This is a genomic window from Massilia sp. TWP1-3-3, assembly GCF_049897805.1.
Lineage (GTDB): Bacteria > Pseudomonadota > Gammaproteobacteria > Burkholderiales > Burkholderiaceae_D > Telluria_A.
On sequence record NZ_JAFCWX010000008.1, the window covers coordinates 25,884 to 50,623 of the forward strand.

Annotated in this window: 19 protein-coding genes; 7 read left to right on the top strand and 12 right to left on the bottom strand. The window is 59.7% G+C overall.

Annotated elements, in window-relative coordinates:
• Nucleotides 1-48: 48 nt before the first annotated feature.
• The gene (locus ACP7D4_RS09740) at nt 49-1,293 is read left to right on the top strand and encodes a DUF1565 domain-containing protein (RefSeq protein WP_426208853.1); all 1,245 of its coding nucleotides are present in this window, start codon (nt 49-51) and stop codon (nt 1,291-1,293) included.
• A 197-nt stretch (nt 1,294-1,490) separates the two neighbouring features.
• Here the strand turns inward: ACP7D4_RS09740 and ACP7D4_RS09745 are convergent, their stop codons facing one another.
• Complete coding sequence (locus tag ACP7D4_RS09745) at nt 1,491-2,687, bottom strand: acyl-CoA dehydrogenase (RefSeq protein WP_426106115.1); 1,197 nt, start codon at nt 2,685-2,687, stop codon at nt 1,491-1,493.
• A gap of 74 nt (nt 2,688-2,761) precedes the next feature.
• Nucleotides 2,762-3,271 (bottom strand): flavin reductase family protein, encoded by a 510-nt coding sequence (locus ACP7D4_RS09750; protein ID WP_426106114.1) that lies wholly within the window; start codon nt 3,269-3,271, stop codon nt 2,762-2,764.
• A 341-nt stretch (nt 3,272-3,612) separates the two neighbouring features.
• Here ACP7D4_RS09750 and ACP7D4_RS09755 point away from each other — a divergent pair, with 341 nt between their 5' ends.
• Both ACP7D4_RS09755 and ACP7D4_RS09760 read left to right on the top strand, forming a co-directional pair.
• Nucleotides 3,613-4,662 carry an HD domain-containing phosphohydrolase gene (locus ACP7D4_RS09755; protein WP_426106112.1) on the top strand — a complete coding sequence of 350 codons (1,050 nt, stop codon included), beginning with the start codon at nt 3,613-3,615 and terminating at the stop codon, nt 4,660-4,662.
• Nucleotides 4,663-4,672: 10 nt separating this feature from the next.
• Nucleotides 4,673-7,009, top strand: a complete 2,337-nt coding sequence (locus ACP7D4_RS09760) for an ATP-binding protein (RefSeq protein ID WP_426208854.1) — start codon at nt 4,673-4,675, stop codon at nt 7,007-7,009.
• A gap of 160 nt (nt 7,010-7,169) precedes the next feature.
• Here ACP7D4_RS09760 and ACP7D4_RS09765 read toward each other — a convergent pair whose 3' ends face one another.
• Both ACP7D4_RS09765 and pdxH read right to left on the bottom strand, forming a co-directional pair.
• Nucleotides 7,170-8,369, bottom strand: coding sequence for a class I SAM-dependent methyltransferase (locus tag ACP7D4_RS09765; RefSeq protein WP_426208856.1), 1,200 nt, complete (start codon nt 8,367-8,369; stop codon nt 7,170-7,172).
• A 44-nt stretch (nt 8,370-8,413) separates the two neighbouring features.
• Nucleotides 8,414-9,595 (bottom strand): pyridoxamine 5'-phosphate oxidase, encoded by a 1,182-nt coding sequence (gene pdxH / locus ACP7D4_RS09770; RefSeq protein ID WP_426208858.1) that lies wholly within the window; start codon nt 9,593-9,595, stop codon nt 8,414-8,416.
• Between the two features lie 84 nt (nt 9,596-9,679).
• On the opposite strand from pdxH, the gene ACP7D4_RS09775 reads away from it, so the two are divergent.
• From ACP7D4_RS09775 to tssI, 4 genes are all read left to right on the top strand, one after another.
• Entirely contained in the window at nt 9,680-10,561 is an 882-nt protein-coding gene (locus ACP7D4_RS09775) for a tRNA threonylcarbamoyladenosine dehydratase (protein ID WP_426208860.1), read from the top strand.
• 45 nt (nt 10,562-10,606) lie between these two features.
• On the top strand, nt 10,607-11,272 hold the full coding sequence (locus ACP7D4_RS09780) for an FKBP-type peptidyl-prolyl cis-trans isomerase (protein ID WP_426208862.1): 666 nt from the start codon (nt 10,607-10,609) through the stop codon (nt 11,270-11,272).
• Between the two features lie 27 nt (nt 11,273-11,299).
• The gene (gene cysK / locus ACP7D4_RS09785) at nt 11,300-12,229 is read left to right on the top strand and encodes a cysteine synthase A (protein WP_426106105.1); all 930 of its coding nucleotides are present in this window, start codon (nt 11,300-11,302) and stop codon (nt 12,227-12,229) included.
• Between the two features lie 146 nt (nt 12,230-12,375).
• Nucleotides 12,376-17,703: a type VI secretion system tip protein TssI/VgrG gene (gene tssI / locus ACP7D4_RS09790; RefSeq protein WP_426208863.1), complete on the top strand. Its 5,328-nt coding sequence runs from the start codon at nt 12,376-12,378 to the stop codon at nt 17,701-17,703.
• Nucleotides 17,704-17,897: 194 nt separating this feature from the next.
• On the opposite strand, the gene ACP7D4_RS09795 is transcribed toward tssI, so the two are convergent.
• From ACP7D4_RS09795 to ACP7D4_RS09830, 8 genes are all read right to left on the bottom strand, one after another.
• A complete protein-coding gene (locus ACP7D4_RS09795) occupies nt 17,898-18,830 on the bottom strand; it encodes a formylglycine-generating enzyme family protein (RefSeq protein ID WP_426208864.1) in 933 nt (310 codons plus the stop codon).
• 648 nt (nt 18,831-19,478) lie between these two features.
• Nucleotides 19,479-19,895 (bottom strand): hypothetical protein, encoded by a 417-nt coding sequence (locus ACP7D4_RS09800; protein WP_426208865.1) that lies wholly within the window; start codon nt 19,893-19,895, stop codon nt 19,479-19,481.
• Nucleotides 19,882-20,664 carry a DUF3592 domain-containing protein gene (locus tag ACP7D4_RS09805; RefSeq protein ID WP_426208867.1) on the bottom strand — a complete coding sequence of 261 codons (783 nt, stop codon included), beginning with the start codon at nt 20,662-20,664 and terminating at the stop codon, nt 19,882-19,884. Before ACP7D4_RS09805 ends, ACP7D4_RS09800 begins: the two co-directional genes overlap by 14 nt.
• Before the next feature lie 143 nt (nt 20,665-20,807).
• Entirely contained in the window at nt 20,808-21,584 is a 777-nt protein-coding gene (locus ACP7D4_RS09810) for a DUF3592 domain-containing protein (RefSeq protein WP_426208869.1), read from the bottom strand.
• Nucleotides 21,581-22,534 carry a formylglycine-generating enzyme family protein gene (locus ACP7D4_RS09815; protein WP_426208871.1) on the bottom strand — a complete coding sequence of 318 codons (954 nt, stop codon included), beginning with the start codon at nt 22,532-22,534 and terminating at the stop codon, nt 21,581-21,583. Before ACP7D4_RS09815 ends, ACP7D4_RS09810 begins: the two co-directional genes overlap by 4 nt.
• Before the next feature lie 94 nt (nt 22,535-22,628).
• The gene (locus tag ACP7D4_RS09820) at nt 22,629-23,612 is read right to left on the bottom strand and encodes a cation diffusion facilitator family transporter (protein ID WP_426208873.1); all 984 of its coding nucleotides are present in this window, start codon (nt 23,610-23,612) and stop codon (nt 22,629-22,631) included.
• Nucleotides 23,609-23,929, bottom strand: a complete 321-nt coding sequence (locus ACP7D4_RS09825; RefSeq protein WP_426208875.1) for an ArsR/SmtB family transcription factor — start codon at nt 23,927-23,929, stop codon at nt 23,609-23,611. The genes ACP7D4_RS09820 and ACP7D4_RS09825 overlap by 4 nt, the downstream gene beginning before the upstream one ends.
• A gap of 89 nt (nt 23,930-24,018) precedes the next feature.
• A complete protein-coding gene (locus ACP7D4_RS09830; RefSeq protein WP_426208877.1) occupies nt 24,019-24,738 on the bottom strand; it encodes a hypothetical protein in 720 nt (239 codons plus the stop codon).
• Between the last annotated feature and the right edge of the window lie 2 nt (nt 24,739-24,740).

The following is a 24,740-nucleotide window of genomic DNA, read 5'->3' on the forward strand; positions in this document are numbered from 1 at the left end:
TGATCGCCGTCAAAATCCTTCATTCATTGATTCACGAAGGAACGGTCCATGTCGACAACCCTCACCGCAAAGTGCCAACAACGCAAACATGTAGCAATCATTTTCACCGCTCTTGTCGGACTCGCCAGCGCCTGCAGCGCCGTCGCTCAATCGGAGCCGGATGCAGCAGCGGCAAGCCAGAACGCGCCAAGCGCTGGCGATGCCGGCGAATATCAAATTCCCGCCGAAACAATCGAAGCCCAAGCTGCCGGGCGCAATGTCTATGTTTCCGCATCCACCGGTAGCGACAGCAACCCAGGCACCCAGTCCAAGCCGTTCAAGACGCTCACCCGCGGCATCCGTGATGTCGCGGCCGGCAGCACGCTCTATGTGTCTCCCGGCACCTATGAGGGCGGCATCAAGACGAGCGCCAGCGGCACAGCCAGTGCCCGCATCCGTTACCTGTCGACTACGCCTTGGGCCGCAAAAATCGTCCCACCCGCCAATTCAAAAAACAGCACCGCCTGGGACAACCGCGGCAGCTACGTCACTATCGACGGCTTCGAAGTCTCCGGCACCAAGTCGCGCGCCGGAACCAAGTGGCGCAGCGGCATCTACAACGGCGGCTCCTACGTCAAAATCCTGCGCAACCACGTCTACGACATCGCCCGCAATTACAATTGCACCGGCGGCGGCGGCTCGGGCATCGGTGTGGACAGCTACTACAATGGCAAGCAGTCTGACGTGGTCGGCAACATCGTCCACGATATCGGGCCCAAAGGCTGCCGCTTTATCCACGGCATTTACGTCAGCACCTCCGGTTCCATCAAGAACAACCAGGTGTACCGGGTGGCGGAAGGGGGCATCCACCTGTGGCACGATGCGCGCGACGTGACCATTACAAACAATACGGTCGCCGCCTGCAACACCGGGATCATCATTGGCGGAGGCGATTTCTATCACTCACGCAGCGGCAACGACAATACCCATGTCTACAGCAATATTGTCTACGACAACAAAATGGGCATCTCCGAACAAGGCAAAACTGGCAAGCGCAACAGTTACCGCAACAACCTCGTGTACAAGAACGCGACCTACAACTTCAGTTTGAAAAATGGGCTGCAGCACGTGAATACAGTCTCGTCCGAGCCTTACTTCCAAGCCTACGGCAAGAGCGGTTTCATGGATCTAAGGATCACAAAGAGCTCGCCGGCTGTCGGGCGGGGCAGCGACATAGAGGCCGAAAGTGTCGACTTCAACGGGCGGCCACGCAATCACGTTACCGGATTTGATATTGGCGCCTATCAGCACTGAGTGCTGGGCAACTATTTTCTCCTAAACCTAGCTAGCGTTGCAACAAGCGCCGTCGATGACCCATGTTGGAATGCGAGCTTCGCTCTTTTCCAACCTACGCCACTCTCCGATTCCGTGGCCGGGCTTCTGCGCGGTTGTTCAGGGTGAACACGACGTAAAAAAACCCGCCGAAGCGGGTTTCATCATCAGCGATCCAGTTACTGGAACGCTTGAATGCCCGTCATCGCCCGCCCCAGAATGAGCGCGTGAATATCATGCGTGCCCTCATACGTATTGACCACTTCCAGGTTGACCATGTGACGGATCACGCCGAACTCGTCCGAGATGCCGTTTCCGCCCAACATATCGCGCGCGACACGGGCAATGTCCAGCGCCTTGCCGCATGAATTGCGCTTCATCATCGACGTGATCTCGACGGCAGCCGTGCCCGCGTCCTTCATGCGGCCCAGTTGCAGGCAGCCTTGCAGGCCGAGCGTGATTTCGGTCTGCATGTCGGCCAGCTTTTTCTGCACCAGTTGATTGGCCGCCAGCGGACGGCCAAACTGGTGCCGGTCCAGCGTGTACTGGCGCGCCTTGTGCCAGCAATCTTCCGCCGCGCCCAGAGCGCCCCAGGCGATGCCGTAGCGCGCCGAGTTCAGGCAGGTAAACGGTCCCTTCAGGCCGCGCACGTCCGGGAAGGCGTTTTCTTCCGGGCAGAACACATTGTCCATGACGATTTCGCCGGTGATCGATGCGCGCAGCCCGAACTTGCCGTGGATCGCAGGCGCCGACAAACCGGCCATGCCTTTTTCCAGCACAAAGCCGCGGATCGCGCCTTCATCATCCTTGGCCCAGACGACGAACACGTCGGCCACCGGTGAATTGGTGATCCACATCTTGGCGCCGGACAGCGAGTAGCCGCCGTCCACTTTTTTGGCGCGCGTGATCATGGAACCCGGGTCGGAACCATGGTTCGGCTCGGTCAGGCCAAAGCAGCCGATCCATTCGCCGGTCGCCAGCTTGGGCAGGTATTTCTGGCGCTGCTCTTCGGTGCCGAACTCGTAGATCGGCACCATCACCAGCGACGACTGCACGCTGGCCATTGAGCGGTAGCCCGAATCAACGCGTTCAATTTCGCGCGCAATCAAGCCGTATGCCACGTAGTTCAAGCCCGGGCCGCCGTATTGTTCAGGAATCGTCGGCCCCAGCAAGCCGAGCTCGCCCATTTCGCGAAAAATCGACGTGTCCATCTTTTCGTGGCGGAAGGCTTCCAGGATGCGCGGTTGCAGCTTGTCCTGGCAATAGGCAGCCGCAGCGTCACGAATCATGCGTTCGTCGTCGGTCAGTTGATTATTTAGGAGCAACGGATCGTCCCAGTGAAATTGGGCTTTACGCGGCGATTCGGATCGGTTCATGGCTTTTCCTGTCTCTGTTGACGTATTGTAAGGAGGGGGTAAGTTGTATAGACTACTTTGCCGGATGCCTGATTTTACCGCGTTTGCGTGCTGCCGAATTGCCCGGCATGAAAAATCAGGGAGGCTTGCGGGTGAAATGCGCATTCTTCGACTTCGCCGACGAAAATGACGTGGTCGCCTTCCGGGTAGCGGCTGCGGTTGTGGCATTCGAACCAGGCTGAAGCGCCCTTGAGGATGGGCTGGCCGGTGCGCGAGAGCTCGTACTCGACGCCGTCGAAGGGATTGTCGGTGCGTTTGGAAAAGCGCTGCGCCAGATGCGCTTGCTCGGCGCCCAGCACATTGATGACGTAGTGCGAGTTGCCGCTGAAAATCGGCAAGCTGTTGGCCGCGTTGCCCAGGCTCCACAGCACCAGCGGCGGCGCCAACGATACCGAATTGAACGAACTGGCCGTCAAGCCGCGAAAACTGCCGTCCGCCAGGCGCGTGGTAATGACGGTCACACCCGTGGCGAACTGCGACAGTGCCTGGCGAAACTGGGCCGCGTCGAAGTCGCGCGCGGCGGCGCGGGGAGAGCTTGTGTTCATTGGTGCCTCGTATATTTCTGACATTATGCCAAATTTTGGTGCAGCTCACAGCAGGAAATTGCCTCAGTGCTCAGCGTCCCGGTACAACAAGCGAGCCGTAGCGCACGGGGGCGCTTTGCGTTACAGTCGTCAACCTCAAGTTCCCACCTTGCGCGACCGGCATGTCGCAATCGACTGCAAGCGACATGGCGGTTCTGGACGGCGGCGGTTTCTGGTGCGGCGAGTCCTCTCCCTCAAGGTGATCAAATTCGGTAAGACCTTTGCCGACAGGTTAAAATAGTGTCGGGCGGACAACCAGACGTGCGGCTTGTCTTTATATGTGTAACCGGATCGGACCTGCAATGAAGGTAGTGATCGTCGACGACACGCACATCAACCTGGTGCTGATGTCGCGTTTGATGGAAAAGCTCGAGGGCGTGTCGACAGTCGCGTTCCAGTCGGCGCGCGAGGCGCTTGATTGGTGCCGCAGCAATCCCTACGACCTGCTCATTCTCGACTACATGATGCCCGACATTAACGGGCTCGAATTCATCAGCCAGCTCGACCCGGACCCGCGCGCCCGTCCACCGGTGCTGATGGTCACTGCCAGCCACGATGTTGAAATCCGTCACCGCGCGCTGGAAAATGGCGCCAACGATTTTTTGATCAAGCCGATCGACAAGGTCGAATTTTTGGCACGCACCCGCAATATGCTGGCGCTGCGGCGCGCCACCGTTGCGCTGGAGAGCCGCGCCAGCTGGCTGGCCAGCGAGGTGAACGCGGCCACCGCCGAACTGCGCGCGCGCGAGCAGGAAACCATCTTGCTGCTGTGCCGCGCCTCGGAATACCGCGATCCGGAAACGGGCGCCCACATCCAGCGCATGGCGCATTATTCCCGCCTCATTGCCGCCGAGCTGGGCATGTCGAGCGCCGAACAGGACCGCATCCTGAGCGCCGCGCCCATGCATGACATCGGCAAGGTCGGCACCCCCGACACCATTTTGCTCAAGCCCGGTCGCCTGAATCCGGACGAGATGGAAATCATGCGCCAGCACGCGCTGATCGGCTACAACATTCTGAAAAGCAGCGAAGCGAAAATGCTGCAGCTGGCCGCGGAAATTGCTTACTCGCACCACGAGCGTTTCGACGGGACCGGCTACCCGAACGGCCTGAAGGGCGACGCCATTCCGCTGGCCGGGCGCATCGTTGCCGTGGCCGACGTGTTCGACGCGCTGACCAATGTGCGTCCCTACAAGCAAGCCTGGACGCTGGAGGCGGCGCGCACCTTTTTGCTCGACAACAGCGGCTCCCATTTCGACCCGGCCTGCGTCAACGCGCTGCTGCGGCGCTGGTCCGACGTGCTCGCCATTCGCGGCCGCCTGAGCGACGCCGCCGCGCGCGACGCGGCCTAGGCCTGGCTTGATGCGCCACAAGCGATTGGTGCGCCAGGTGCGCCGCGCCTTTGGCGTGAGCAGCGAGCAGGCGCTGCAGGATTTGCTGGGCGCGCTGGCCGAGCGTGGCGACAAGGCGCTGGCCGACGGCATCGCCGCGCTGCTCGAGTCCACCCACCGCAACTACGAACAGTACGACCGCGACCTGCAGGTGCGCACCCGGATGCTCGACATCAGTTCCGAAGAACTGCTTGGCGCCAACGCCCAGCTGCGCGAGGAAGCGGGGCGCCAGCGCGAAGTGCTGCGCTCGCTGCAAGCAAGCGTGCAGCGCCTGACCTTTGACGCCGGCACCGCAAACGAGCCACCACCGGCCGACCACGACTTGCTGGGACTCACGCATGCGCTCGAACAATTGGTCCAGCAGCGCGAAACGGCGCGCGAGCTGACCGAGCAAATTCTCGACCAATTGCCCATTCCCGTTTTCCTGAAGGACCGCGAAGGGCGCTTTGTGCGCTTCAACCGCCAGTTCCAGAAGTTTTACCAGATGACGCGCGCCGAGCTGATGGGCGCCAAGATCGAGCATTTCACTTCGCCCGAGTGGGCCGCCGTCACCCAGCAGGAGGACGAGCAAGCCTGGCGCACGGGGCTGATGGTCAGCAGCGAGCGGCGCGTCACCCAGGTCGATCCACCGATCGATCTGGTAGTCAACCGAATCGTCATTACCAGCGGCGGCGAATCGTATTTGCTGGGCTTTTCCATTGATGTCAGCGAGCAGCGCGCCGCGCGCGACGCGATGCAGCGCGCGGTCGAGTCGGCGCAGGCGGCCAGCCAGGCCAAGAGTGATTTCCTGGCCAATATGAGCCATGAAATCCGCACGCCGATGAATGGCATTCTGGGCATGACCGAGCTGGTGCTTGAGTCGCGCCTGGAAGCGGAGCAGCGCGACGATATCGGCCTGGTCAAGGCATCGGCCGGGGCACTGCTCACAATCGTCAACGAAATTCTCGACTTTTCCAAGATCGAGGCTGGCCGGCTCGATTTGGAAGACGTGCCTTTCGACCTGCGCAAACTGGTGCGCGACACGGTGCGCCCAATGGCCCTGCGCGCGCAGCAAAAAGGCCTGGACCTGCAGGTCGCGATGCCGGCCAACTTGCCGCGCGCCATGAAGGGCGACCCCGGACGCTTGCGTCAGGTCTTGATCAATCTGCTCGCCAACGCCATCAAATTTACCCAGCAAGGCAGCGTGACGCTGGCGCTGGCGCTGGCCATGGGCGCCCGGGTGGACGAGCGCTGCGACATCGCCTTTGCCGTCAGCGATACCGGCATTGGCATTCCGCTGGAAAAGCAAAAGCTGATCTTTGAACCTTTCTCGCAAGTGGACGGCTCAACCACGCGTCAGTTCGGCGGCACGGGCCTGGGCCTGACCATTTGCCGCCGCCTGGTGATCTTGATGCAGGGCGACCTGACGGTAGCGAGCGAACCTGGCAAGGGCAGCACCTTCCGCTTTACCGTGCCCTTGCGCCACGCCGCCCAGCAACTGCCGGCGGACGATGAACTGGTGGACTTGGACGAGGTCGAACCTGTGACGGTGCCGGCACCGGCGCTGGCGCGGGAGCAAGGCAGCGGCAACGGTTTGCGCATTTTGCTGGCCGAAGACAATCCCGTCAACCAGCGCCTGGCCATGCGCTTGCTGCAAAAAATGGGGCACCGCATCACGCTGGTCGACAATGGACTTGCCGCGTTCGAATGCGTGGTGCAGGGCGGCTTCGAGCTGGTGCTGATGGACGTGCAAATGCCCGAACTGGACGGCCTGAGCGCAACGCGCCGGATTCGCCAGTGGGAGGCGGTGCACGGCGGCCACGTGCCAATCATTGCCATGACGGCGCGCGCCATGCAGGGCGACCGCGACCGTTGCCTGGAGGCGGGTATGGATGACTATCTGTCCAAGCCCATTGACAGCGAGCGGCTGCGCCAGATTGTCGGCCGCTTCCATATCGAGCAGGCCGGGCCGGTGCTGGCGTGGCGCGCCGCGCTGCTGCGTCTTGATGGCGATGCGCTGTTGCTGCTGGAACTGGCGCAACTGTTCATCGATGACGGGCCGCAATTGATGCGCACCTTGTATGACGCGCTGGCAGACGCCGACTTGCCCGGTTCGCAGCGGGCGGTGCACAGTTTGCAAGGTGTGCTGGTCAATTTCGGCGCGCAGCGCGCCATTTCGCAGGCCGAGCGGATGTCGGCCAGCTTGCACCAGCCGGCCCAGTCGGCGCAGTGGAAGGGGCAAGCGGTGGAGCTGGGCGCGGCGCTGGAGGAAGTGTATGCTGCCTTGCATGCCTTGATCACGGCCGGCCCGCAAGCCATGGCGGAGTAGGGGGCCGCGCCCACATGCCGCTCGCCTCGCGCGGCATCGTAGGGCGCAAAAGGGCAAAGCCCGCATTGCGCCATGCGTCTCGACGGCGCTTGCCGGAAAAGGGGGCCGCCCAGGCCTGCGCTTTTCCGACCTGCGTGCCTGCCAACTCCTTTGCCACGAATCACCGATACATGTACTTGCGTGACCACGCAATCCCCCCTGGAGCCCGGCCCGCCTTGCCGCACACCACCTGATACAAGCTGATCCAGTCATGCTCAAAGGCATACGTGCACCCCGCCAGATACACATGCCATATCCGGAATTTGCGCGGATCGGTCAGCAGCTTGATCTGCTCGGCCTTGGCCTCAAAATTATCCGTCCACAGCGCACACGTGCGCGCGTAGTGCCGTCGTAAGTTTTCCACATCGAGCGCCTCCAGTCCGCCTTCCTGCATGGCCGTAAGCACCGTCCCCAGATGCGCCAGCTCGCCATGCGGAAACACATAGCGCTGGATAAATTCCCCAGCGCCGAACGGCGCCGTCTTGCTGTTGGTATTGGTCGTGGTCAAGCCATGATTCATTGCCAGCCCGTCGTCCGCCAGCAGCGCATTGATGCGGCCAAAGTATTCCGGCAAGTGGCGCACGCCCACATGCTCGAACATCCCCACGCTGGTGATGCGGTCGAACTTGCCGCGCACGTCGCGGTAGTCTTCCAGCCGGATCTCGACCAGGTGGCCGACGCCGGCGCGCTCGACCTGCGCGCGCGCATGCCGCGCCTGGTTTTCGGACAAGGTGATGCCCACGCAGCGCGCGCCGTGGTGCTGGGCCGCCCGGATCACCAGCGCGCCCCAGCCGCAGCCGATGTCGAGCAAGGTATGCCCGGGCCGCAGGTCGATTTTCGTGAGGATGTGATCGATCTTTTTGCGTTGCGCCTGGGCCAGCGTTTCATCGCCGTTTTCAAAATAGGCGCACGAATACACCATGGCCGGATCGAGCCAGGCGGCATAAAAATCGTTGGAAACGTCGTAGTGGTAACTCACCGCCGCAGCGTCGATGGCGCGCGTGTGGGTAATGGAGCGCAGCGCGCGCAGCAACCGTCCGCGCGGCCCGCTGTTGGCCGCCAGCAAGCCAACCACGGCGATCATGTCATTGGCGCGGCCGGTGACGTCGATTGCCCCTTCAACATACGCGGTGCCCAGGTTGTACAGCGAAGGCGAGAGCAGGTAGCGCACCGCCGCCGCATTGGGCACGCGAATGGTGACGCGTGGCGGCTCGGACGAAAAATCGAGCCGCTGCCCGTTCCACAGTTCCACGCGCAGCGGCACGGCCACACGGTTGCGCACGCCTGTGCTCCAGGCATTGAGTCGGATCTGATTGAACACAAGCACCTCCCGCGCGTGGCAGCGCGGCAGGCGCCATCAGTGCGCTACGGTTGCAACCGCTGCCGCGTCCAGCTGCCGTCTGCCTGCAGCATGTACACAATGCGATCGTGAAAACGGGACCGGCGTCCCTGCCAAAATTCGATACGCTCGGGCACCAGGCGGAAGCCACCCCAGTTCAAAGGACGCGGTGGCTCTTCGCCGAACTGCCTTGCGATTGCAGCATAGTTGTCTTCAAGCGCGGCCCGGTTGAGAATTGGCAGGCTTTGCTCAGAAGCGATTGCCGCCAGGCGACTCTTGAGCGGACGGCTGTGAAAGTACTTGTCGCTCTCCTCGCTGGCGGTGCGTTCGACCCGGCCCTCGATGCGCACCTGGCGCTCCAGTTCCGGCCAAAAGAACAGCAGGGCGGCGTTCGGATTGGCGGCCAGCTGGCGTCCTTTCTGACTCTCGTAATTGGTGTACCAGGTAAAGCCGCGCGCATCGTACTGCTTGATCAGCACGATGCGCGATGTCGGCCGCCCGCGTTCGTCGACGGTGGCCACGCTCATCGCGTTCGGCTCGTTCACTTCGGCCTTCAAGGCTTGCTCGAACCAGGTATTGAATTGCTCGAAAGGATCGTCCGCCACCGCGTCTTCATCCAGCGTGGCCTGACCGTAATCCTTGCGCAGGCCGGCCACCGCGTCGCCCGTCGATACCGGCACCGCGATGCCGCGCCGCAGCTGCATCGCCTGGCCCAGCTGCGCCATCTGCGCCGCGCTGAAAATGCGCTTGGCCATCGGTGCAATGTGGCCTTCCTCGCGTTCCATGTGCGCGCCGTAAGTGTCCACAAAACGGCGCACGTCGTTCTCGCGCAGCAACGCCGCGCTGCCGTCGGCAATGGCGCGCAACTGTTCGTGCAGGCCTTGCCACATCGCATCCATCTGGCGGTGTTCGTCCAGGATGCCGGGCGCCAGCTGCGCCAGCAGCGCGGCGTCGTCGCCTTGCGCCGTGGCTTGCAGCATGGGGATCAGGTCTTGCTCTTCATCTTCATGATGCAGATGCGCTGCCTTGTCGAAATACTTGATGACTGCGGCGGCCGCCTGCTGCGCCTGTTCGTCGGCGCCATGCGCTGCCAGGTGCGGCAACAATTTCTCCATGGTGGCAAGTTGCTTGCGGATACGGTCGTGGCAATGCTTGAGTACGGCGATCGGCTGGTCGAAGCCGGGCGCGCTGTCGGGCAGGACGTTCATGGTGGGTTCTCTCGTTGCTTGCCAGGGTGGCTATACGCTGCATTTTAGAGCAGTCTGAACGGCCGCGTCCGTTAAAATGGCACAATGAAGACCTTCACACCGCCTATTTCTCCGGACCACGCCCACGAGGCCGATGTCGAGCGCCGCTTCGGCGGTATTGGCCGCCTGTATGGCCAGCCGGCGCTGGCGCGCTTTCGCGCCGCGCATATTTGCGTGATTGGCGTGGGCGGCGTCGGTTCCTGGATCGTTGAAGCGCTCGCGCGCAGCGCCATCGGGCAACTCACGCTGATCGACCTCGACAACGTGGCCGAGTCCAACATCAACCGCCAGATCCAGGCGCTCTCGGGCACCATCGGCCAAGCCAAGATCGATGCGCTGGCCGAACGCATCGCCCAGATCAATCCCTTTTGCCGCGTCAACCTGGTGGAAGATTTTATTACGCCCGACAACCTGGACCAGATGATCGGCGGCAAGGGCTTCGATTACGTGGTCGACGCCATCGACAGCGTCAAGTCGAAGGCCGCGCTGATTGCGTATTGCCGCGCGCATGCGCTGCCCATCATCGTCATCGGCAGCGCCGGCGGCAAGACTGACGCGGCCCGCATCGAAGTGCGCGACCTGACCAAGACCGAGCAGGAGCCTTTGCTCAAAATAGTCAGGAAACGCCTGCGCACCGATTACGGTTTTCCGCGCAGCCTGAAAACCAAATTCAACGTGGACGCCGTGTTTTCAATGGAACCGGTGGCGATGCCCGAAACGCTGGCCTGCGACATCGACATCGACATCGACGGCGAAGCGGCCGGCATCACCGGGCTGAACTGCGCCGGCTTTGGATCGAGCATGGTCGTGACCGCCACTTTCGGCATGATTGCCGCCGGACACGTGCTGAACCGGCTTGCGGCAGAGACTGCTTTATCATCAGTTTGCCCGAACCCTGTGCAGTCGTCCGATGCCTTGCTATCATAGCGTTACACAATTGCATGTAGCCCCACTTTTTCGAAAGAACCCAACATGATGCGTCGTTCCATTTACCTCCTGATGATTTGCACCGCCGCCGCTTCGATGGCGCACGCGGCCGGCCAGGCTGGCGATGCCAGCGCAAAGGCGACGGCAACGGCAACGGCAACGACCAAGCCGGCCGTCAAGGCTAAGCACAAGACCAAGCTGCAGGCCTCGGCCGCGGCAGCAGCCACGGCCGCCGCCGCCGCCACCGATTCCGCGTCCGCCGCGCAGCTTGCTGCCGGCGCCGCCAACGCTGCCGTGGCAGCCGAAGCGGGCGCCCCTGCAGCCGACGCGCCAGCGACGCTGACGGTGCCGTCCGCGCCCGGCTTGGATCCGCTGGTCATTACCGATACCGTGGTTGGCAAGGGTAAAGTGGCCGGCCAGGGTTCGATGGTGTCGGTGCATTACATCGGCTGGCTGTTCAAGTCGATGGCTCCGCGCCAGCGCGGACGCCAGTTCGATTCCTCGCACACGCGCGGCGAGCCGCTCGAGTTTGCGCTGGGCACCGGCCGCGTGATCAAGGGCTGGGACCAGGGCGTGATAGGCATGAAGGTGGGCGGCAAGCGCACCCTGATCATCCCCAGCCACCTGGCTTACGGCGGGCGCGGTGCGGGCGAGCTGATCGGGCCGAACGCGGACTTGATCTTCGACGTTGAACTGATGGACGTTAAATAACGCAAAGAACCACCTCGGGCGGGCACAATGAAAATCGCAAATGATGTCACTGAGTTAATCGGCAACACCCCGTTGGTCCGGATTCGCAACTTGGCCAAGGGGGCAGGCGCGGAAATTCTCGCCAAGCTCGAGTTTTACAATCCTGCCCACAGCGTCAAGGACAGGATCGGCCTGGCCATGATCGAAGCGGCCGAGGCAGCCGGTCTGATCGGGCCCGACACCATCATCGTCGAACCCACCAGCGGCAACACCGGCATTGCGCTGGCCATGGTGTGCGCGGCGCGCGGCTACCGCTGCAAACTGGTCATGCCCGAAACCATGAGCAGCGAACGGCGCGTGCTGCTGCGCGCGTATGGCGCCGAGCTGGTGCTCACGCCCGGCCCTGAAGGCATGCTGGGCGCCATCCGCACGGCCGAGGAAATGTGCGCGGCCAATCCCCACTACTTCATGCCGCAGCAGTTCAATAATCCTGCCAATCCCGAGATCCATCGGCGCACCACGGCCGAGGAAATCTGGCGCGATACCGACGGTAATGTCGATATCCTGATCGCCGGCGTGGGCACGGGTGGCACGATTACCGGTGTGAGCGAAGTCATCAAGTCGCGCAAGCCAGGCTTTCAGGCTATTGCCGTCGAGCCAGAGGCTTCACCCATGTTGTCCAAGGGCACCAAGGGACCGCACCCGATCCAGGGCATCGGCGCCGGGTTCATTCCCGGCGTGCTCAATACGGCGGCATACGATGAAGTCATCACCGTCAAGAGCGACGATGCTTTCGCAACCGCCAGGGCCGCAGCGCGCGAAGAAGGGCTGCTGGTTGGCATTTCGTCGGGTGCCGCACTGTGGGCGGCGATCCAGGTGGCGCGCCGTCCCGAAAATGCAGGCAAGCTGATCGTGACGATCATTCCCTCGTTTGGCGAGCGCTACCTGTCCACTGCGCTGTTCGCCAACCTGGCCTGAGGCGCGCTGCAGGGCGTCGTTTTTGATGCATTTTGACTATATTTTCATCAGTTCTGCACGATTAATAATTATATTAATGTAATGTTTGCTAAAATTAAAGCCTTGTTCTGCTCCTTGAGCGGCAAGGTTTTTGGGAGACATTACACATGGCCATCACGGCAGCATCGATTTCGCAGTTACTGTTAGCGCAATTTTCGCAGGAAACGCGCCTTCTTCAATTGACCACCCCGCTGGGACGCGACAAGCTCCTGGCGGAGTGCGTGCGCGGCGAAGAAAGTATCAGCGGTGGCTTCGAATTTGCGATCAGTGCGCTGTCGACCGATGCCGATATTGCGCTCAAGTCGCTGATTGGCCAGCCTGCGCTGTTGCAACTGCTCACTTCGCACAGTCGTGATGATCTGCGCCCTTTCCATGGCTACATTACCGGCATCGAGCACAGCGGCGCCAATGGCGGCTTTGCCCGCTACCAGCTGACACTGGGCCCGTGGACCAGCTTCCTCGGCCTTGGCCGCGACAGCCGTGTGTTCCAGGACATGACCGTGTTTGACATCCTGGACGCCGTCTTTGGCGAATACCAGGGCAAAGGCAGCCTGGCGCCCGAATGGCGCTTCGATATTGCCGACCGTGACGTCTACCCGATCCGCAGCTTGAGCACCCAATACCAGGAAAGCAACCTGGCCTTCGCCGAACGGCTGATGGCCGAAGAAGGCCTGTTTTATTTCTTTGAGCATAGCGGCGACCCTGGCAGCGCGACGCTGGGCAGCCATACGATGGTGATTGCCGACCATAACGGCAGCTTCCAGTCCAATCGTCAGCCGCAGATCCGCTTTACGCAGTCCGGCGCTGTCATGAAAGAAGACGGCCTCGACCGCTGGCGCACCGAGATGCGCCAGCAAACCAATGCGCTTGAACTAAGCAGCTGGGATTACCGCAGCCTTGACCACCGTCCGCTCAATACTGCCAGCGGCGACGGCAGTGAGACCGTGCTGCTTGGCCGCGACACGCTCGGACCGTACGCCTACGAAACGCGCAAGCAAGGCCAGCGCCTGGCCGATCATCAAATGCAAGGCCTGGTCGCGCGCAGGGAAGTTCATGTTGCTGCAGGCACCGTGCGCACGCTGTCGCCTGGCACCACCTTCACTTTGCAGGGGCAGGCCCAGCTCGACGCTGCCGACAGCGCCGACGGCCGCACCTTTTTGATCGTGCGCACCGTGCACCTGATGCACAACAATCTGAGCGCGGAACTGCAAGCTGACCTGCACGCCCGCCTTGCCCCGGCAGCGCTGACGCTGTTGATCGATGAAGAAAGTGCCGACAGTCTGCACGCAGTGGGCAAGGAAAAAGGCGAACGACCGCTCTACCGCAACCGCATCGACGCGATTCGCAGCAGCATTCCATACCGCAGCTGTGTGTTCGACAGCGAAGGGCGCGCGCGGTTCCAGCGTCCAACGATACGGGGCCAGCAAACAGCCATCGTGGTGGGCCCTGCGGGCAGCGTGATCCATACCGACCGCGACCACCGGGTAAAGGTGCAATTTCACTGGCAGCGCGGCGTGCAAAGCCACAGCCGCCTGGACCATCCGGCAGCGGGCAACCATACCGGCGCCCCGGCCGACGATACGGCAGGCACCTGGGTGCGGGTTGCCACACCGCTGGCGCCGGTCGCAGGCGCGAATTGGGGCAGCCACGCGCTGCCGCGCGTTGGGCAGGAAGTGCTGATCGATTTCTTCGAAGGCGACATTGATCGCCCGGTGGTCATTGGCGCCGTCTACAACGGCAGCGGGCAGGCCGACCAGCAGAATAACCAGGTCAGCCAGGGTGCTGGGGTAAGCACGGGCAATGCACCGCCATGGTTTCCGGGCGAAGCTGGCGCGCATGCGCATCCTGCGGTCCTGTCAGGCATCAAGACCCAGTCCATGAAGACCAGCCAGGGTGGCGCGGGTGCGTACAACCAACTGGTGATGGACGACAGCCCGGGCCAGTCGCGCCTGTCGCTGCAGCGGCACGCCGCTGCGCACAAAGGGACCGATGAACTGAACCTGGGCCACTTGCGCCATCAGACTGATAACCAGCGTTTGCAGCCAGTAGGCTTTGGCGCTGAATTGAAAACCGAGATGAGTGCGGCGGTACGCGCGGGCAAGGGGCTGCTGTTGTCGACCGATGCGCGGAATAACGCGACCGGGGCGCAACTTGATTCGAAGGAAGCGAGCGCGCAGGTGCAGCGCAGCATGAACTTGCAAAAGTCCATGGCGACGACCGCGCAAAAGCATAATGCCAAGTTGAAAAATGAACCCGCGCCGGAGAAGTTGCCTGCCATTGAGAAGATGGCGGACAGCATCGCCACGCTCGACACTAAGGCGAAGGGTGGCGAGGTCAAGGAAGGCAGCGGGGGCATGGGCGAAGTTGCTGCCTACAACATGCCGCAGCTGCAATTGTCGGCGCCGTCGGGCATTGTGGCGGCGACGCCAGCGAGCGCGATTATTTCTGCCGGTAGGACATCGAGCATCACGGCCGGGCAGGACATCAATCTGGCGTCGCAGGGCAATCAGTTTCACGCGGTGATGGATGGCATTAGCCTGTTCACGTATGGCAAGGCAAGCAATGCCGACAAGCCGAACCAGGAAGTGGGCATCAAGCTGCACGCGGCCAGCGGCAAGGTCAATGCGCATAGCCAGTCGGACGAAATTCGCGTGACTGCGGACAAGGCGATTACGGTGGCGAGCGTGACCAAGAGTGTGACCGTGGCCGCGGCAAAAAATGTGATGATGACGGCGCAGGGCGCGTTCCTGAAGATCGAGGGCGGCAACATCATGCTGCACGGTCCGGGAAAGATCGAGTTCAAGGCGAGCAAGAAAGAGCTGTCTGGTCCCGCTGATGGCAGCTTTGGCCCACCTGAACTGCCGAAGGCCAAGCCAAGATATGACGAGCAGTTCGTTATTGAGGACGAGTTCACTGGCCTGCTAATGGCCCATATGCCTTACTGCATCAAGCGAGGCGACGGTAAGGTATTTTCTGGCACCACAGATGAACATGGACGCACTGAACGCGTACACGGGAGTCGCCAGGACAGTGTCGAGATTTTCGTTGGTACGACCACGCCGCCCGGCTCTGCTGAATCGAGTGCGGGTGCCGGCCAAGTTGCGGCAAAGGGCGGCGAAAATGTGTCCCATCCAACTGCGCCTGCATCCGACGCTGGCAAGTCGAAGCCGACGCCTTCAGCGCCTGCCGGAACCGCGCCATCTCATCCGTCCGGTGCCGAACCCACGCACACTGGCGCACCTGCAAATAAGAAACCTGCGAGTGCCCCACCGCAGCGCCCGAAAGGCACCTTGAATACGACAAAAAATAGCCATGTCGTGGCCAAGTACGAACCTGCGCTTTTATACTTCAGGCCGGAGACTTTCGAACTCATTCATGTCCCCGAGCGTGCCGCAGCCAAGTTCGAGGCGCACATATTAGAAATGCGCAAAGTGGTAAGCGATTACCACAAAGCCAATGCAGAGGTTTCGGAGGTGCTCGATTCCTACGATGCGCTCAGGAAGTTTCCTGCCGATCCGGGCAAGCGTCTGGAAGCGGGGAGACTCCAGAAAGCTCACGCAGATGCATGTGAGAAAGTGCAAATTACCAACGCCAGGCTGCGCAAGAAATTAGGTCAACTTGACTCTCTTGAAAAGTTCAAAAAGGGTGGAGCAAGCAGAGGGATTGTCGAACTTGTGCCCGTTTATAAAAACGGCGAGCACAGGGCAAAAATGGTATTCGTAAATTCCCAAGAATTGGACAAGTCATGGCCGTGCATTTCCCTTGCACCGAAGGATGGGCCGGAAAAGCTTAATACGACAATGCATAAAGATCCGAAGGAAAACCTTTGGAAGAAAGATCCTACTACTGGAAGGAAGAAGCTCGATGCGGCAGAGCTGAAAAAGCAAGTCAGCGATGTCAAGAAAACCGAGGCTAAGTGGGAGCTCTATTCCTTCGACGAACATCAGACAATTAAGACGCTTAACTCCTGGACAGAAGAGTTCAACAAGAACACAAAGTGGGACGCGAAGGGAAAATTTGGAAGCGGTCAGCTGGGCAAGCTTGCTGATGACGTGATTGACCTTAAGGCAGAGGCGCAGTTAATGCGCTACGTCGGTGGAGTCGGCGTGGATGCAATTTGGAAGCCCCTTGAAGGCAAGGTTGGTCTGAAGGCAGAGGCAAAGGCGCAGCTTTCGTTGGCTGAAGGGAAAGTGAACTTCGTTGTGAATATTCCAAACAGATTTGGGTACGATCTTAAGTTTTGGAACATGAACAACACGAAGTCATTCAGCGTTGGTCTGATTCGGTTGCAAATGGAGACGGTGGTGGCCGGCGTCGTGGGTGCGCATTGCGTTGGGGAGTTAGGAATGGAGTTTGACAAGAACTCCTTTAGGGCCGTCCCTTCAACCCCGGGTCCCCCGCCCAATTTGCCTCCTCCGCCCGGTTGGAAGTTTGGAAGAGTTGGGTCTGCACATCCTGACAACGCACCAACAGCACAGGCGGGACCTCCATCGCATACAAAGGATCCCGATGAGTTAGTAAAAGGAGAGTTGGCTGTATTTGCCGGCGTGAAAGTTGATGTTGATCTCTATGTCCTCTTCCAATGGTGGAATTTTGAGAAGGCTGACGAGCAAAAATGGGACGACTTGGCAAAAATTTCGCCTGGCTTTTCGGCGATGGCCGGGGCTGGTGCATCTATTGGTCTAAAAATCATCTATAAGCACGGGAAGTTTGGAATCATTTTCCATGCAAGCGCGTCCTGGGGCCTCGGCCTGCGTGGGAAGATCGCTTTTGAAGTCAATGTTCCCGAAATATTCAATTTCGTTTGTTGGTTCTTCCACCAGTTACACGCTTCAAATTACGAATTTCTTGAATATGTCGAGAAGGCAGCATTCGATGCGATAAAGGACATTGTCTTTCTGGCGATTCAGTCGGGTCAGGCGTTGGGCGAGTTTATGTACGAGACGCAGCGGCAAATTGACGATGTTGCAAAGTCCGTATCACGGAAATTGGACGAGTCGGGCAAGCGAAATGCACTTGCGAAACGCATTCTAGCGGACGACACTTTGCTGCGATTTAGCACTCCTGAGACGAAAGGTATGCTTTTGTATCAGCTCACCCGCCACGGTCCCGCAGATAGTATGGACGTGGGCAACTATGGTTTTTCCAGCAGAGATGTGCTTTCGAACCGTTTTATCATGCTTCCGGACCGCTACCCTGAACGCAAAAGAGCCGTGTTGGCGATACTTAGGTGGGTCCAAACTCAAAATGAGTGGAAAAATGTATGCTGGCGTGTAACTCCGCAAGGCCAGAAGGGGCCGGGAAGTTATCGTGGACAGCTGATCAAATTTTTAGAGCAGGGCTTGGACATGAGCGATGCATTGAAAAAAATGGAAAGCGATTTAAGAGCCAAGCCTCGGGAAGGCAAGATTAAGCCCAATTTTGTGAAGGTTTAGGCAATAAGGGTGAACTTCGCAAGCTGCGGTCGCGGGTTTACTAACAGATGACCTCGCGCCAACTGCGCTTTCGGAGTTTTTTATAAAAAAGGGCGCCGCGGTATTCCCTTTTTGAAGCAAGTATGATTGCGCAACTGATCTTGTTGCGCATCTGCGTGGCAAGAATCAGCGGCCTCCAGTCGCAGCCGCGTCGGCTATTTTTGTCGGGTCACGCAGCGAAATCCATAGCCCGCGTTTGTCGCATTTTTTTTGCTATTTACCAGTTCCTGCTCACGCGCGCTACGTTCGAACGTTTTTGCAGGTAAATCGACACCATTATCGATACCGCGCACGACCTTTTTGGTGCCGCTATCGGGGCCATGCGGGTCTTTTGCAGGGGAACGTGCATAGTAATCCTCAGCATACCAGTCGTTGGTCCATTCGAAGCCGTTGATCCCCATATCGAACAATCCCAGCGAATTGGGCGGATATTTACCAACCGGCAAATCACCACTTCCTGAACCGCGGATTTTGACTACCTGATCGTAACTCGGGAAATTACGTCCAAGGTTCGCCTCCCCATTGTCCGTTGCGTAAACGAGAAACCTCCCGCGGGCACGAGCTGCATACTCCCACTCCGATTCCGTTGGCAAATCCATTGCTTGCCCAATTTGCTTTCCGATCCAATGACAATAGCCTAGGGCGTCTTGCCAATTTACTCCTACGGGAAACAGTGGGCTTTGTGGGTGGGCTCGTAACGTGGGGTCGTCTGCGACGACATCTGGTGCCTGGTATGGCAAGGGCAGGCCGTTCGCCGATGCGTAGATATCATAGTCACTAAGGGTGACCTTATATTTGGATATGGAGAAATCCGAAAGCATTACCTTGTGCAATGGACCGTCGTACGGCTCACTGGTGTAGGGCAATTTGTCGGCTGAATGAATTTCACCGAAGTCGCCCATTTGAAATTCGCCGCCCTGCACGAGCACCAACTGAGCCTTTGTTTTGGTGGCGAGCGCCTGGATTTGCACTGCTGTCGGCGTGGGGACGTGGACTGGCTTTGCTTCGCAGCCCAGTAAAAAACTTGTTGTAAGCAACGCAGCACAGGCAAGTGTCGGGCGAAGCGGAAGAATGGCTTTATTTTTCATGGGGTCGCTTGAGTTGTGACGCAGCTCCGCGTCGAATGTTATTGTCGCAAGATTTCTTCCAGAATATCACAGGACTGGCGAAAACCGGCTTAGGCACGAGCTGGCGAAAAACCATCGGAGATCCATGGATAGCCTTGGCATCAATAGAGCCCAATCATCCGAAGGCTCCGCCTCACGGCCCGGCACTGGCGCGCGATACACAGCGAAACCCATAAGAACGATTCGTGACGTTGGTCGGGCTCTTTGCCACTTCGGGTTCTCGCGCACGGCGTTGGAACTTCATGGCGGCATTGCTGCCGTTGTGATGACTGCGGATGACTTTCTTTAGCCCGCTTGCCGGCCCCGTCATATCGCTGGCCGGCGAGGCTGCGTAATAGCCCGCCGCATACCAGTCATTTGTCCATTCGAAGCCATTGCTCCCCACATCACATCATGCAAACCGAGCGAATTAGGCGGGAAAAGGCCGACCTGCCATTCCGCATTGCCGTCACCGCGAATTTTTTTTGGTTCCCTCGTATGAAGGAAAATTCCGCCTTGGTTCTTCTTTCCCGTTGTCCGTTGCCTGAATCAGCCAGGCGCCCCGCGCTCGGGCGGGGTACTCCCAGTCCGCCGCCGTAAGCAGCTCCATGGCCTGCCCGGTTTGCTTGCCTATCCGCCGGCAAAAATCTTGCGCATCCTACCATCCACCCCTACAGGGAAACGTGCGCTCTCAGGATGCGCGCGCATCGCGACGTCGCCTGCTTTCGCATTGCTTCCGGTGTAGGGCAGCGGTAACCCTGTCGCCTTGACGTAGCTATCATATTCCGCAAGCGTGACTTTATTTTTTGATATGACGAAGTCCGATAGCGTTACCTTGTGCAAGGGGCAGAAGAATGGATTTGGCCGAAGTCCCCCATCTGATAATCGCCGCCTTTCACAAGCACCATTTGATTCTTCATTTTTTCTGCGAGTGCCCGAATCTCGCCTTTCGTGGGAAGCGCAGGTCTGGCGTCGCAGCTCAGGAGACACCCAGCGACAATCAAACCAACTGCGGCGGCGGCGTAGTGCGGCATCATTGCCTTTCAACTAGCGCCTGTAACCTCGCCGGCAGTAGATTGAGCATGACAGATTGCGCAGGGTCCTTGGGGTCGTAAAGTAGCCGCGCCGCACCGTTCGCGCCTTCCAGTAGCTCAATCTTTTCCGTCGTCGCGCTGGCGGTGAAAACCCTGCCGTCCCGGTGCGTGAACTGGAAGCGGAAAGCGAACATATAGCGCCCGTTGTACTGCGTGCTCGTGATTTGTTTGCCAACCAGCGAGCCGGTCGTCAGTACGCCATGCCGCACAAGATGGATATTTTTCACGATCCACTTGATCGCAAAATAGGCCATCACCAGCCCTGCCAGTGTTACACCCAGCAATACGCCCCCCAGCCAAATACCGCCGGTGACGAATGGCGCCGCCGTCATCCCTTGAATGCGGGACAGCTCAGGTTTGTCGGCAACGTAGGCAACCGTCACGTGATCGCCTGGATTCAAATCGTTGTAAGCCGCCATTGATTTGCTGCGATGGTCGACGGCGCCAACCGTGTACGCATATTTGTAATCGTAGAGGTAATAGCCATTGTTGCGGCTGCCAACCGAAGCGCCCGATTTTGTTTTGCTTAGCAACACGGCTGTAGTGAGCGGGTCACTGTCCGTGAAATAAAACACGGACTTAAAGTCGGCCATGCTGTCAGCAACAACCAGGAACATGATTCCGACTACCAGCAGCAAGAGCGCGACGCCGACGCTGATTGTGTTGAGGAGCCTTATCCGGACGCCAAACGGGACAGAGCGCGGCAGAGCAGGCTCGCTCATGCCAACGCAGACTGAGTGATCGCGCTGGATCGGAATGCCTGTTTAAAGGGGCTTATTGGATATTTACACTGACCGCGGTGGCGAGCCGATAGTTTGCTAATTTCCATGAAATCTCTCCATATTGAATGACGAAGCGCCCGCGATTACCCAGGCACAAAAGAGCGCAGTTGCCTCGGCAGCCCATCGACCAGAATGGCATTCGACGGTTTGGCAGCATCGTAGAGAACCGGCTCGAGCTGCTGATCTTCCAGCAAGTCCGTCTCGTGCTCCTTCACGCTCCCCGTGCATATCCGGCCATCCTGATGCTTGAATTGAAACTGCACGTGAAATTCGTTTTTGCCGTTCACCGTCCACCCCGTACTCACCTTGCCCGTGACAGTTCCCGTAGTTAACACGCCTTTCCTCACCAAAAAGCTGAATTGCCAAGCCTTCTTCATCCCAAAAAATAAGATACCAAGACCTGTGACGCAAATCGCCGCCGCGCCCAGCGCCAGCCAGATGCCGACTTTGACGAACGGCCCCGAGCTCATGCCCTTGATACGGGCCACGCCCGGATTGCCTGGAACGTAGGCCACCGGTATCGCGCTGCCCGCCATCAGGCCGATATCCTTAGCATAAGAAACGCCTGTATAGCGGGATGAACCTGCGACGTAGGCGAACTTGTACTTGAATACGTAAAACCCCCTGCGGCCACCAGAACGATTCCCCGTCTGCCGCTTGTCGACCAACTGGCCCATCGTGACCGGGTCGCTATCCCTGAACTGCATGGTCGAACCAAAATCAGCCATTGATTGGGCCACGGCCACGAATACCGCCCCGAACAGGAACAGGGAAAAGCCGACGATGTTCATGATCGAGCGCACATAGAGGTTCAGCCGGACCCGTAACGGCACTTCGCGCGGCAGTCCCATCGAACTCATTGCTGGCCTTTCGCAGGCGCCACGGGATGGGATGCGCAGCGAAATCCATAGCCCCCATGGCTTTCAACTTGTGCACTGCGTTCCCGCTCCGGCGTGCGCCCGGCGCGCTGGAACGTCGTGGCCGCAAAGGCGTGGTTGCTCCACACGCCACGGATGACCTTTTCGGTCCCGCTCGCCGGACCGCGTGGATTGTCAGACGGCGAATGGCTGTAATAATCGGCCGCATACCAGTCGCTGGTCCATTCAAATCCTAGCGCCGCCAGATCGTGCAGTCCCAGAGGGTTGGCAGGGTACTGGCCTACAGAAAAATCACCAAAAAAGTCGTCGTCGCCCAGCGACTGAACGGGCCACGGGTAATTTCTTCCCAGGTCCATATCGCCGTTGTCTGTCGGATGCACTAACTTTCTCCCGCGTGCACGCGCCGCATATTCCCATTCGGCTTCAGTAGGCAGATCCATCGCTACGCCGGCCTGCTTGCCAATCCAGCGACAGTAATCCTGTGCCTCGCTCCAACTGACGCCTGCCGGAAATGCCGCGCTTTTCGGGTGAGCCCGACTCCTGCGGTCCGGGTGCCGCGCCTTGAGCATCGTGTAAGGCAGTAGCCGGCCATTCGCCGCAGCGTACAAGTCATAGTCGCCCAGCGTGACTTTGTATTTTCCGATCAAAAAGTCGTACAGCCTGACCTGATGCAGCGGTCGCTCGTCCATTTCGTCGGGCGGCGGTGCCTTCCGATCCGCACTGCGTTCCATGAAGTTACCCATCTGGAATTCACCTCCTGCGACGAAGACCAAGTGCTGCTTGGTCTTTTCCGCCAGCGCCTTGATTTGCGCTTGGGTCGGGAGCGGCGGCGGGGGGAAGGCTTTGTCCCGGCAGCCTTGAAAAATGCCGACCGTGAACATGGCGGCAATGGCCATCCCCGAATGCAGTGCAATAAGTGACTTCGATTTCATCTGGGCTCGCCTGCACTTGTCAGCGTCCGGCGTATATTCTTTTGTTTAAGATTGCCCAAAGCTTAACACAGCCATACACCCAAGTTGCACACCCTCAATGCCCCGCCACATCCAGCGCGCACCCATGCTCCGTCGTCCCCATCTCCACCTGCAGCGTGCAATGATGAATCGCATAGTCCGCCTTCAGCTGATCGGTAATCGCATCCACCGCCGCGTCGCCCGGATACCCCGCCGGCATCACCAGATGCGCCGTCAGCGCCGTCTGGGTCGTGCTCATGGCCCAAATATGCAAATCATGGATCGACGTTACGCCCGGTCGCGCCTGCAGGAACGCGGTCACCTTGGCCGCGTCCACATTGTCCGGCACCGCCGCCAGCACCATCCGCAGCGACTCTTTCAGCAGTGACCAGGTACTCACCAAAATCAGCAGCACGATGACGATACTGGCGGCCGGGTCCAGCCACGTCCAGCCCGTTGCCATGATGGTCAGGCCCGAAATCACCACGCCCAGCGAGATCGCCGCGTCTGCCGCCATGTGCTGGTAGGCGCCGCGGATATTGATGTCGTCCTTGCTGCCGGCCATGAACAGCCAGGCCGAAAAGCCATTCACGGCAACCCCGATCAAGGCCACCACCGCCACCGTGCCACCCACCACCGGCGCCGGGCTGGTGATGCGATGCACCGCCTCCCAGCCGATAGCGCCGCAGGCCAGCATCAGCAACAGCGCATTGAGCAGCGCCGCCAGAATCGAGGTGCTGCGCAAGCCGTAAGTGTAGCGATGATTGGTCGCGGTCTTGGCCAGCATGGCGGCGCCCCAGGCCAGCATCAGCCCCAGCACGTCTGATAAATTGTGCCCGGCATCGGCCATCAGCGCGGTGGAGTTGGCGATGAAGCCGTAGCCGAACTCGATCGCCACGAACAGCGTGTTCAGGCCGATCGCCAGCGCAAAGGCGCGCCCGTTGCCGTTGGGGTCAACGTGATGGTGATGGTGGCCATGGCCGTGATCATGCTTCTCGTGCGCATGCTCGTGCTTGCAATCGTGGCCGTGCTCGTGGTGGTCGTGGTGGTCGTGGTTCATGGGTCGATTCCGTTGGTGGGTTCTGCAATGTGTTCGAGCATGTCGGCCAGCACGCCGCTGATGTGGGCATCGGCCGCCGAATAAAACACCTGCTTGCCCTGGCGCTCGGCCTTGACGATGCGGGCCGCGCGCAGCAGGCGCAAGTGATGGCTGACCAGGGAGCTGCTCAGTTGCAGCGTGGCGCCGATGTCGCCGACGGCAATCGGCGCGTCCAGGCACGACAGCACAATGCGCAACCGCGTGGGGTCGCCAAGCAGATGAAACAGGTCGGCGAGCTGGGCAACATCGGTATCGCTGAAATTGTTCATAGTTAACATGTGAAGAGTTGTTCACATGTTAGGTCATGTTTGTCCGGGCAGCAAGGGAAACTTCACCGGGACTGCGCAGCAGACGCCGCCTTACCTGCTTAGTTGAGGTACGCCCGTATTTCCGGCTCGAGATAGTCAAGCATGACCGCGCTGGCCGCCTCGCCTGGCACGTAGAAAACGACGCGGCTTTCGCCTTCCGACACGATACTGCTCTGCGTATCGGCAGCGATGTCGTAGGAAAGGCCGTCCGTGGCGGTGAACTGCAGCACGCGCGCGGAGCCGCCCGTGGCCAGCTGCTTGCGCACGATCGTGGCATTGATCGTGATGCCATGCCGAATACGGCGAATGTCGTACAGCGCTCCAGATACGCTGATAAACAAGACAAGCAAACCCATCAAGCCGAAGCCCAGCGCCAGTACCAGAAGCCCGAACGAGCTGTTAGCGTCCAGTCCCTCGATGCGCGACATCTCAGGCGCGCCAAGAATGTACTGCACGTTCACCTGGTCCGTCTGGAGGTAGTCGGTGCTGACCATCTGCGCGTCATAGGTTCTGCCATTGACCTGGTAACGGTAGTCGTACGTGATATTCCTGCTGGTGGCGGTGTCGCTGCTGTTAGATGGACGAAAAACCTTCGTGACCACCCCAGCAACGCGCGGATCATCCTTGCTGAAATGCCGTGATACATCTGTGGCGGCCAAGTAAATGAACACAAACAGCAGCCCGAGCGCGAAAAAAGCCGCCCCCAGCCACATGGTAAAGCTATTGAAAAACCCCAGTCGGGCTTGGCGTGGAAGCGGGCGCGGAGGAGCAGTGATCATGG

Bases quoted from the DNA above. Each gene is read 5' to 3' on its own strand.
- ACP7D4_RS09740 (WP_426208853.1), top strand. From the start codon at position 49: ATGTCGACAACCCTCACCGCAAAGTGCCAACAACGCAAACATGTAGCA.
- ACP7D4_RS09745 (WP_426106115.1), bottom strand. From the start codon at position 2,687: ATGAACCGATCCGAATCGCCGCGTAAAGCCCAATTTCACTGGGACGAT.
- ACP7D4_RS09750 (WP_426106114.1), bottom strand. From the start codon at position 3,271: ATGAACACAAGCTCTCCCCGCGCCGCCGCGCGCGACTTCGACGCGGCC.
- ACP7D4_RS09755 (WP_426106112.1), top strand. From the start codon at position 3,613: ATGAAGGTAGTGATCGTCGACGACACGCACATCAACCTGGTGCTGATG.
- ACP7D4_RS09760 (WP_426208854.1), top strand. From the start codon at position 4,673: ATGCGCCACAAGCGATTGGTGCGCCAGGTGCGCCGCGCCTTTGGCGTG.
- pdxH (WP_426208858.1), bottom strand. From the start codon at position 9,595: ATGAACGTCCTGCCCGACAGCGCGCCCGGCTTCGACCAGCCGATCGCC.
- ACP7D4_RS09775 (WP_426208860.1), top strand. From the start codon at position 9,680: ATGAAGACCTTCACACCGCCTATTTCTCCGGACCACGCCCACGAGGCC.
- ACP7D4_RS09780 (WP_426208862.1), top strand. From the start codon at position 10,607: ATGATGCGTCGTTCCATTTACCTCCTGATGATTTGCACCGCCGCCGCT.
- cysK (WP_426106105.1), top strand. From the start codon at position 11,300: ATGAAAATCGCAAATGATGTCACTGAGTTAATCGGCAACACCCCGTTG.
- tssI (WP_426208863.1), top strand. From the start codon at position 12,376: ATGGCCATCACGGCAGCATCGATTTCGCAGTTACTGTTAGCGCAATTT.
- ACP7D4_RS09795 (WP_426208864.1), bottom strand. From the start codon at position 18,830: ATGAAAAATAAAGCCATTCTTCCGCTTCGCCCGACACTTGCCTGTGCT.
- ACP7D4_RS09805 (WP_426208867.1), bottom strand. From the start codon at position 20,664: ATGAGCGAGCCTGCTCTGCCGCGCTCTGTCCCGTTTGGCGTCCGGATA.
- ACP7D4_RS09810 (WP_426208869.1), bottom strand. From the start codon at position 21,584: ATGAGTTCGATGGGACTGCCGCGCGAAGTGCCGTTACGGGTCCGGCTG.
- ACP7D4_RS09815 (WP_426208871.1), bottom strand. From the start codon at position 22,534: ATGAAATCGAAGTCACTTATTGCACTGCATTCGGGGATGGCCATTGCC.
- ACP7D4_RS09820 (WP_426208873.1), bottom strand. From the start codon at position 23,612: ATGAACCACGACCACCACGACCACCACGAGCACGGCCACGATTGCAAG.
- ACP7D4_RS09825 (WP_426208875.1), bottom strand. From the start codon at position 23,929: ATGTTAACTATGAACAATTTCAGCGATACCGATGTTGCCCAGCTCGCC.
- ACP7D4_RS09830 (WP_426208877.1), bottom strand. From the start codon at position 24,738: ATGATCACTGCTCCTCCGCGCCCGCTTCCACGCCAAGCCCGACTGGGG.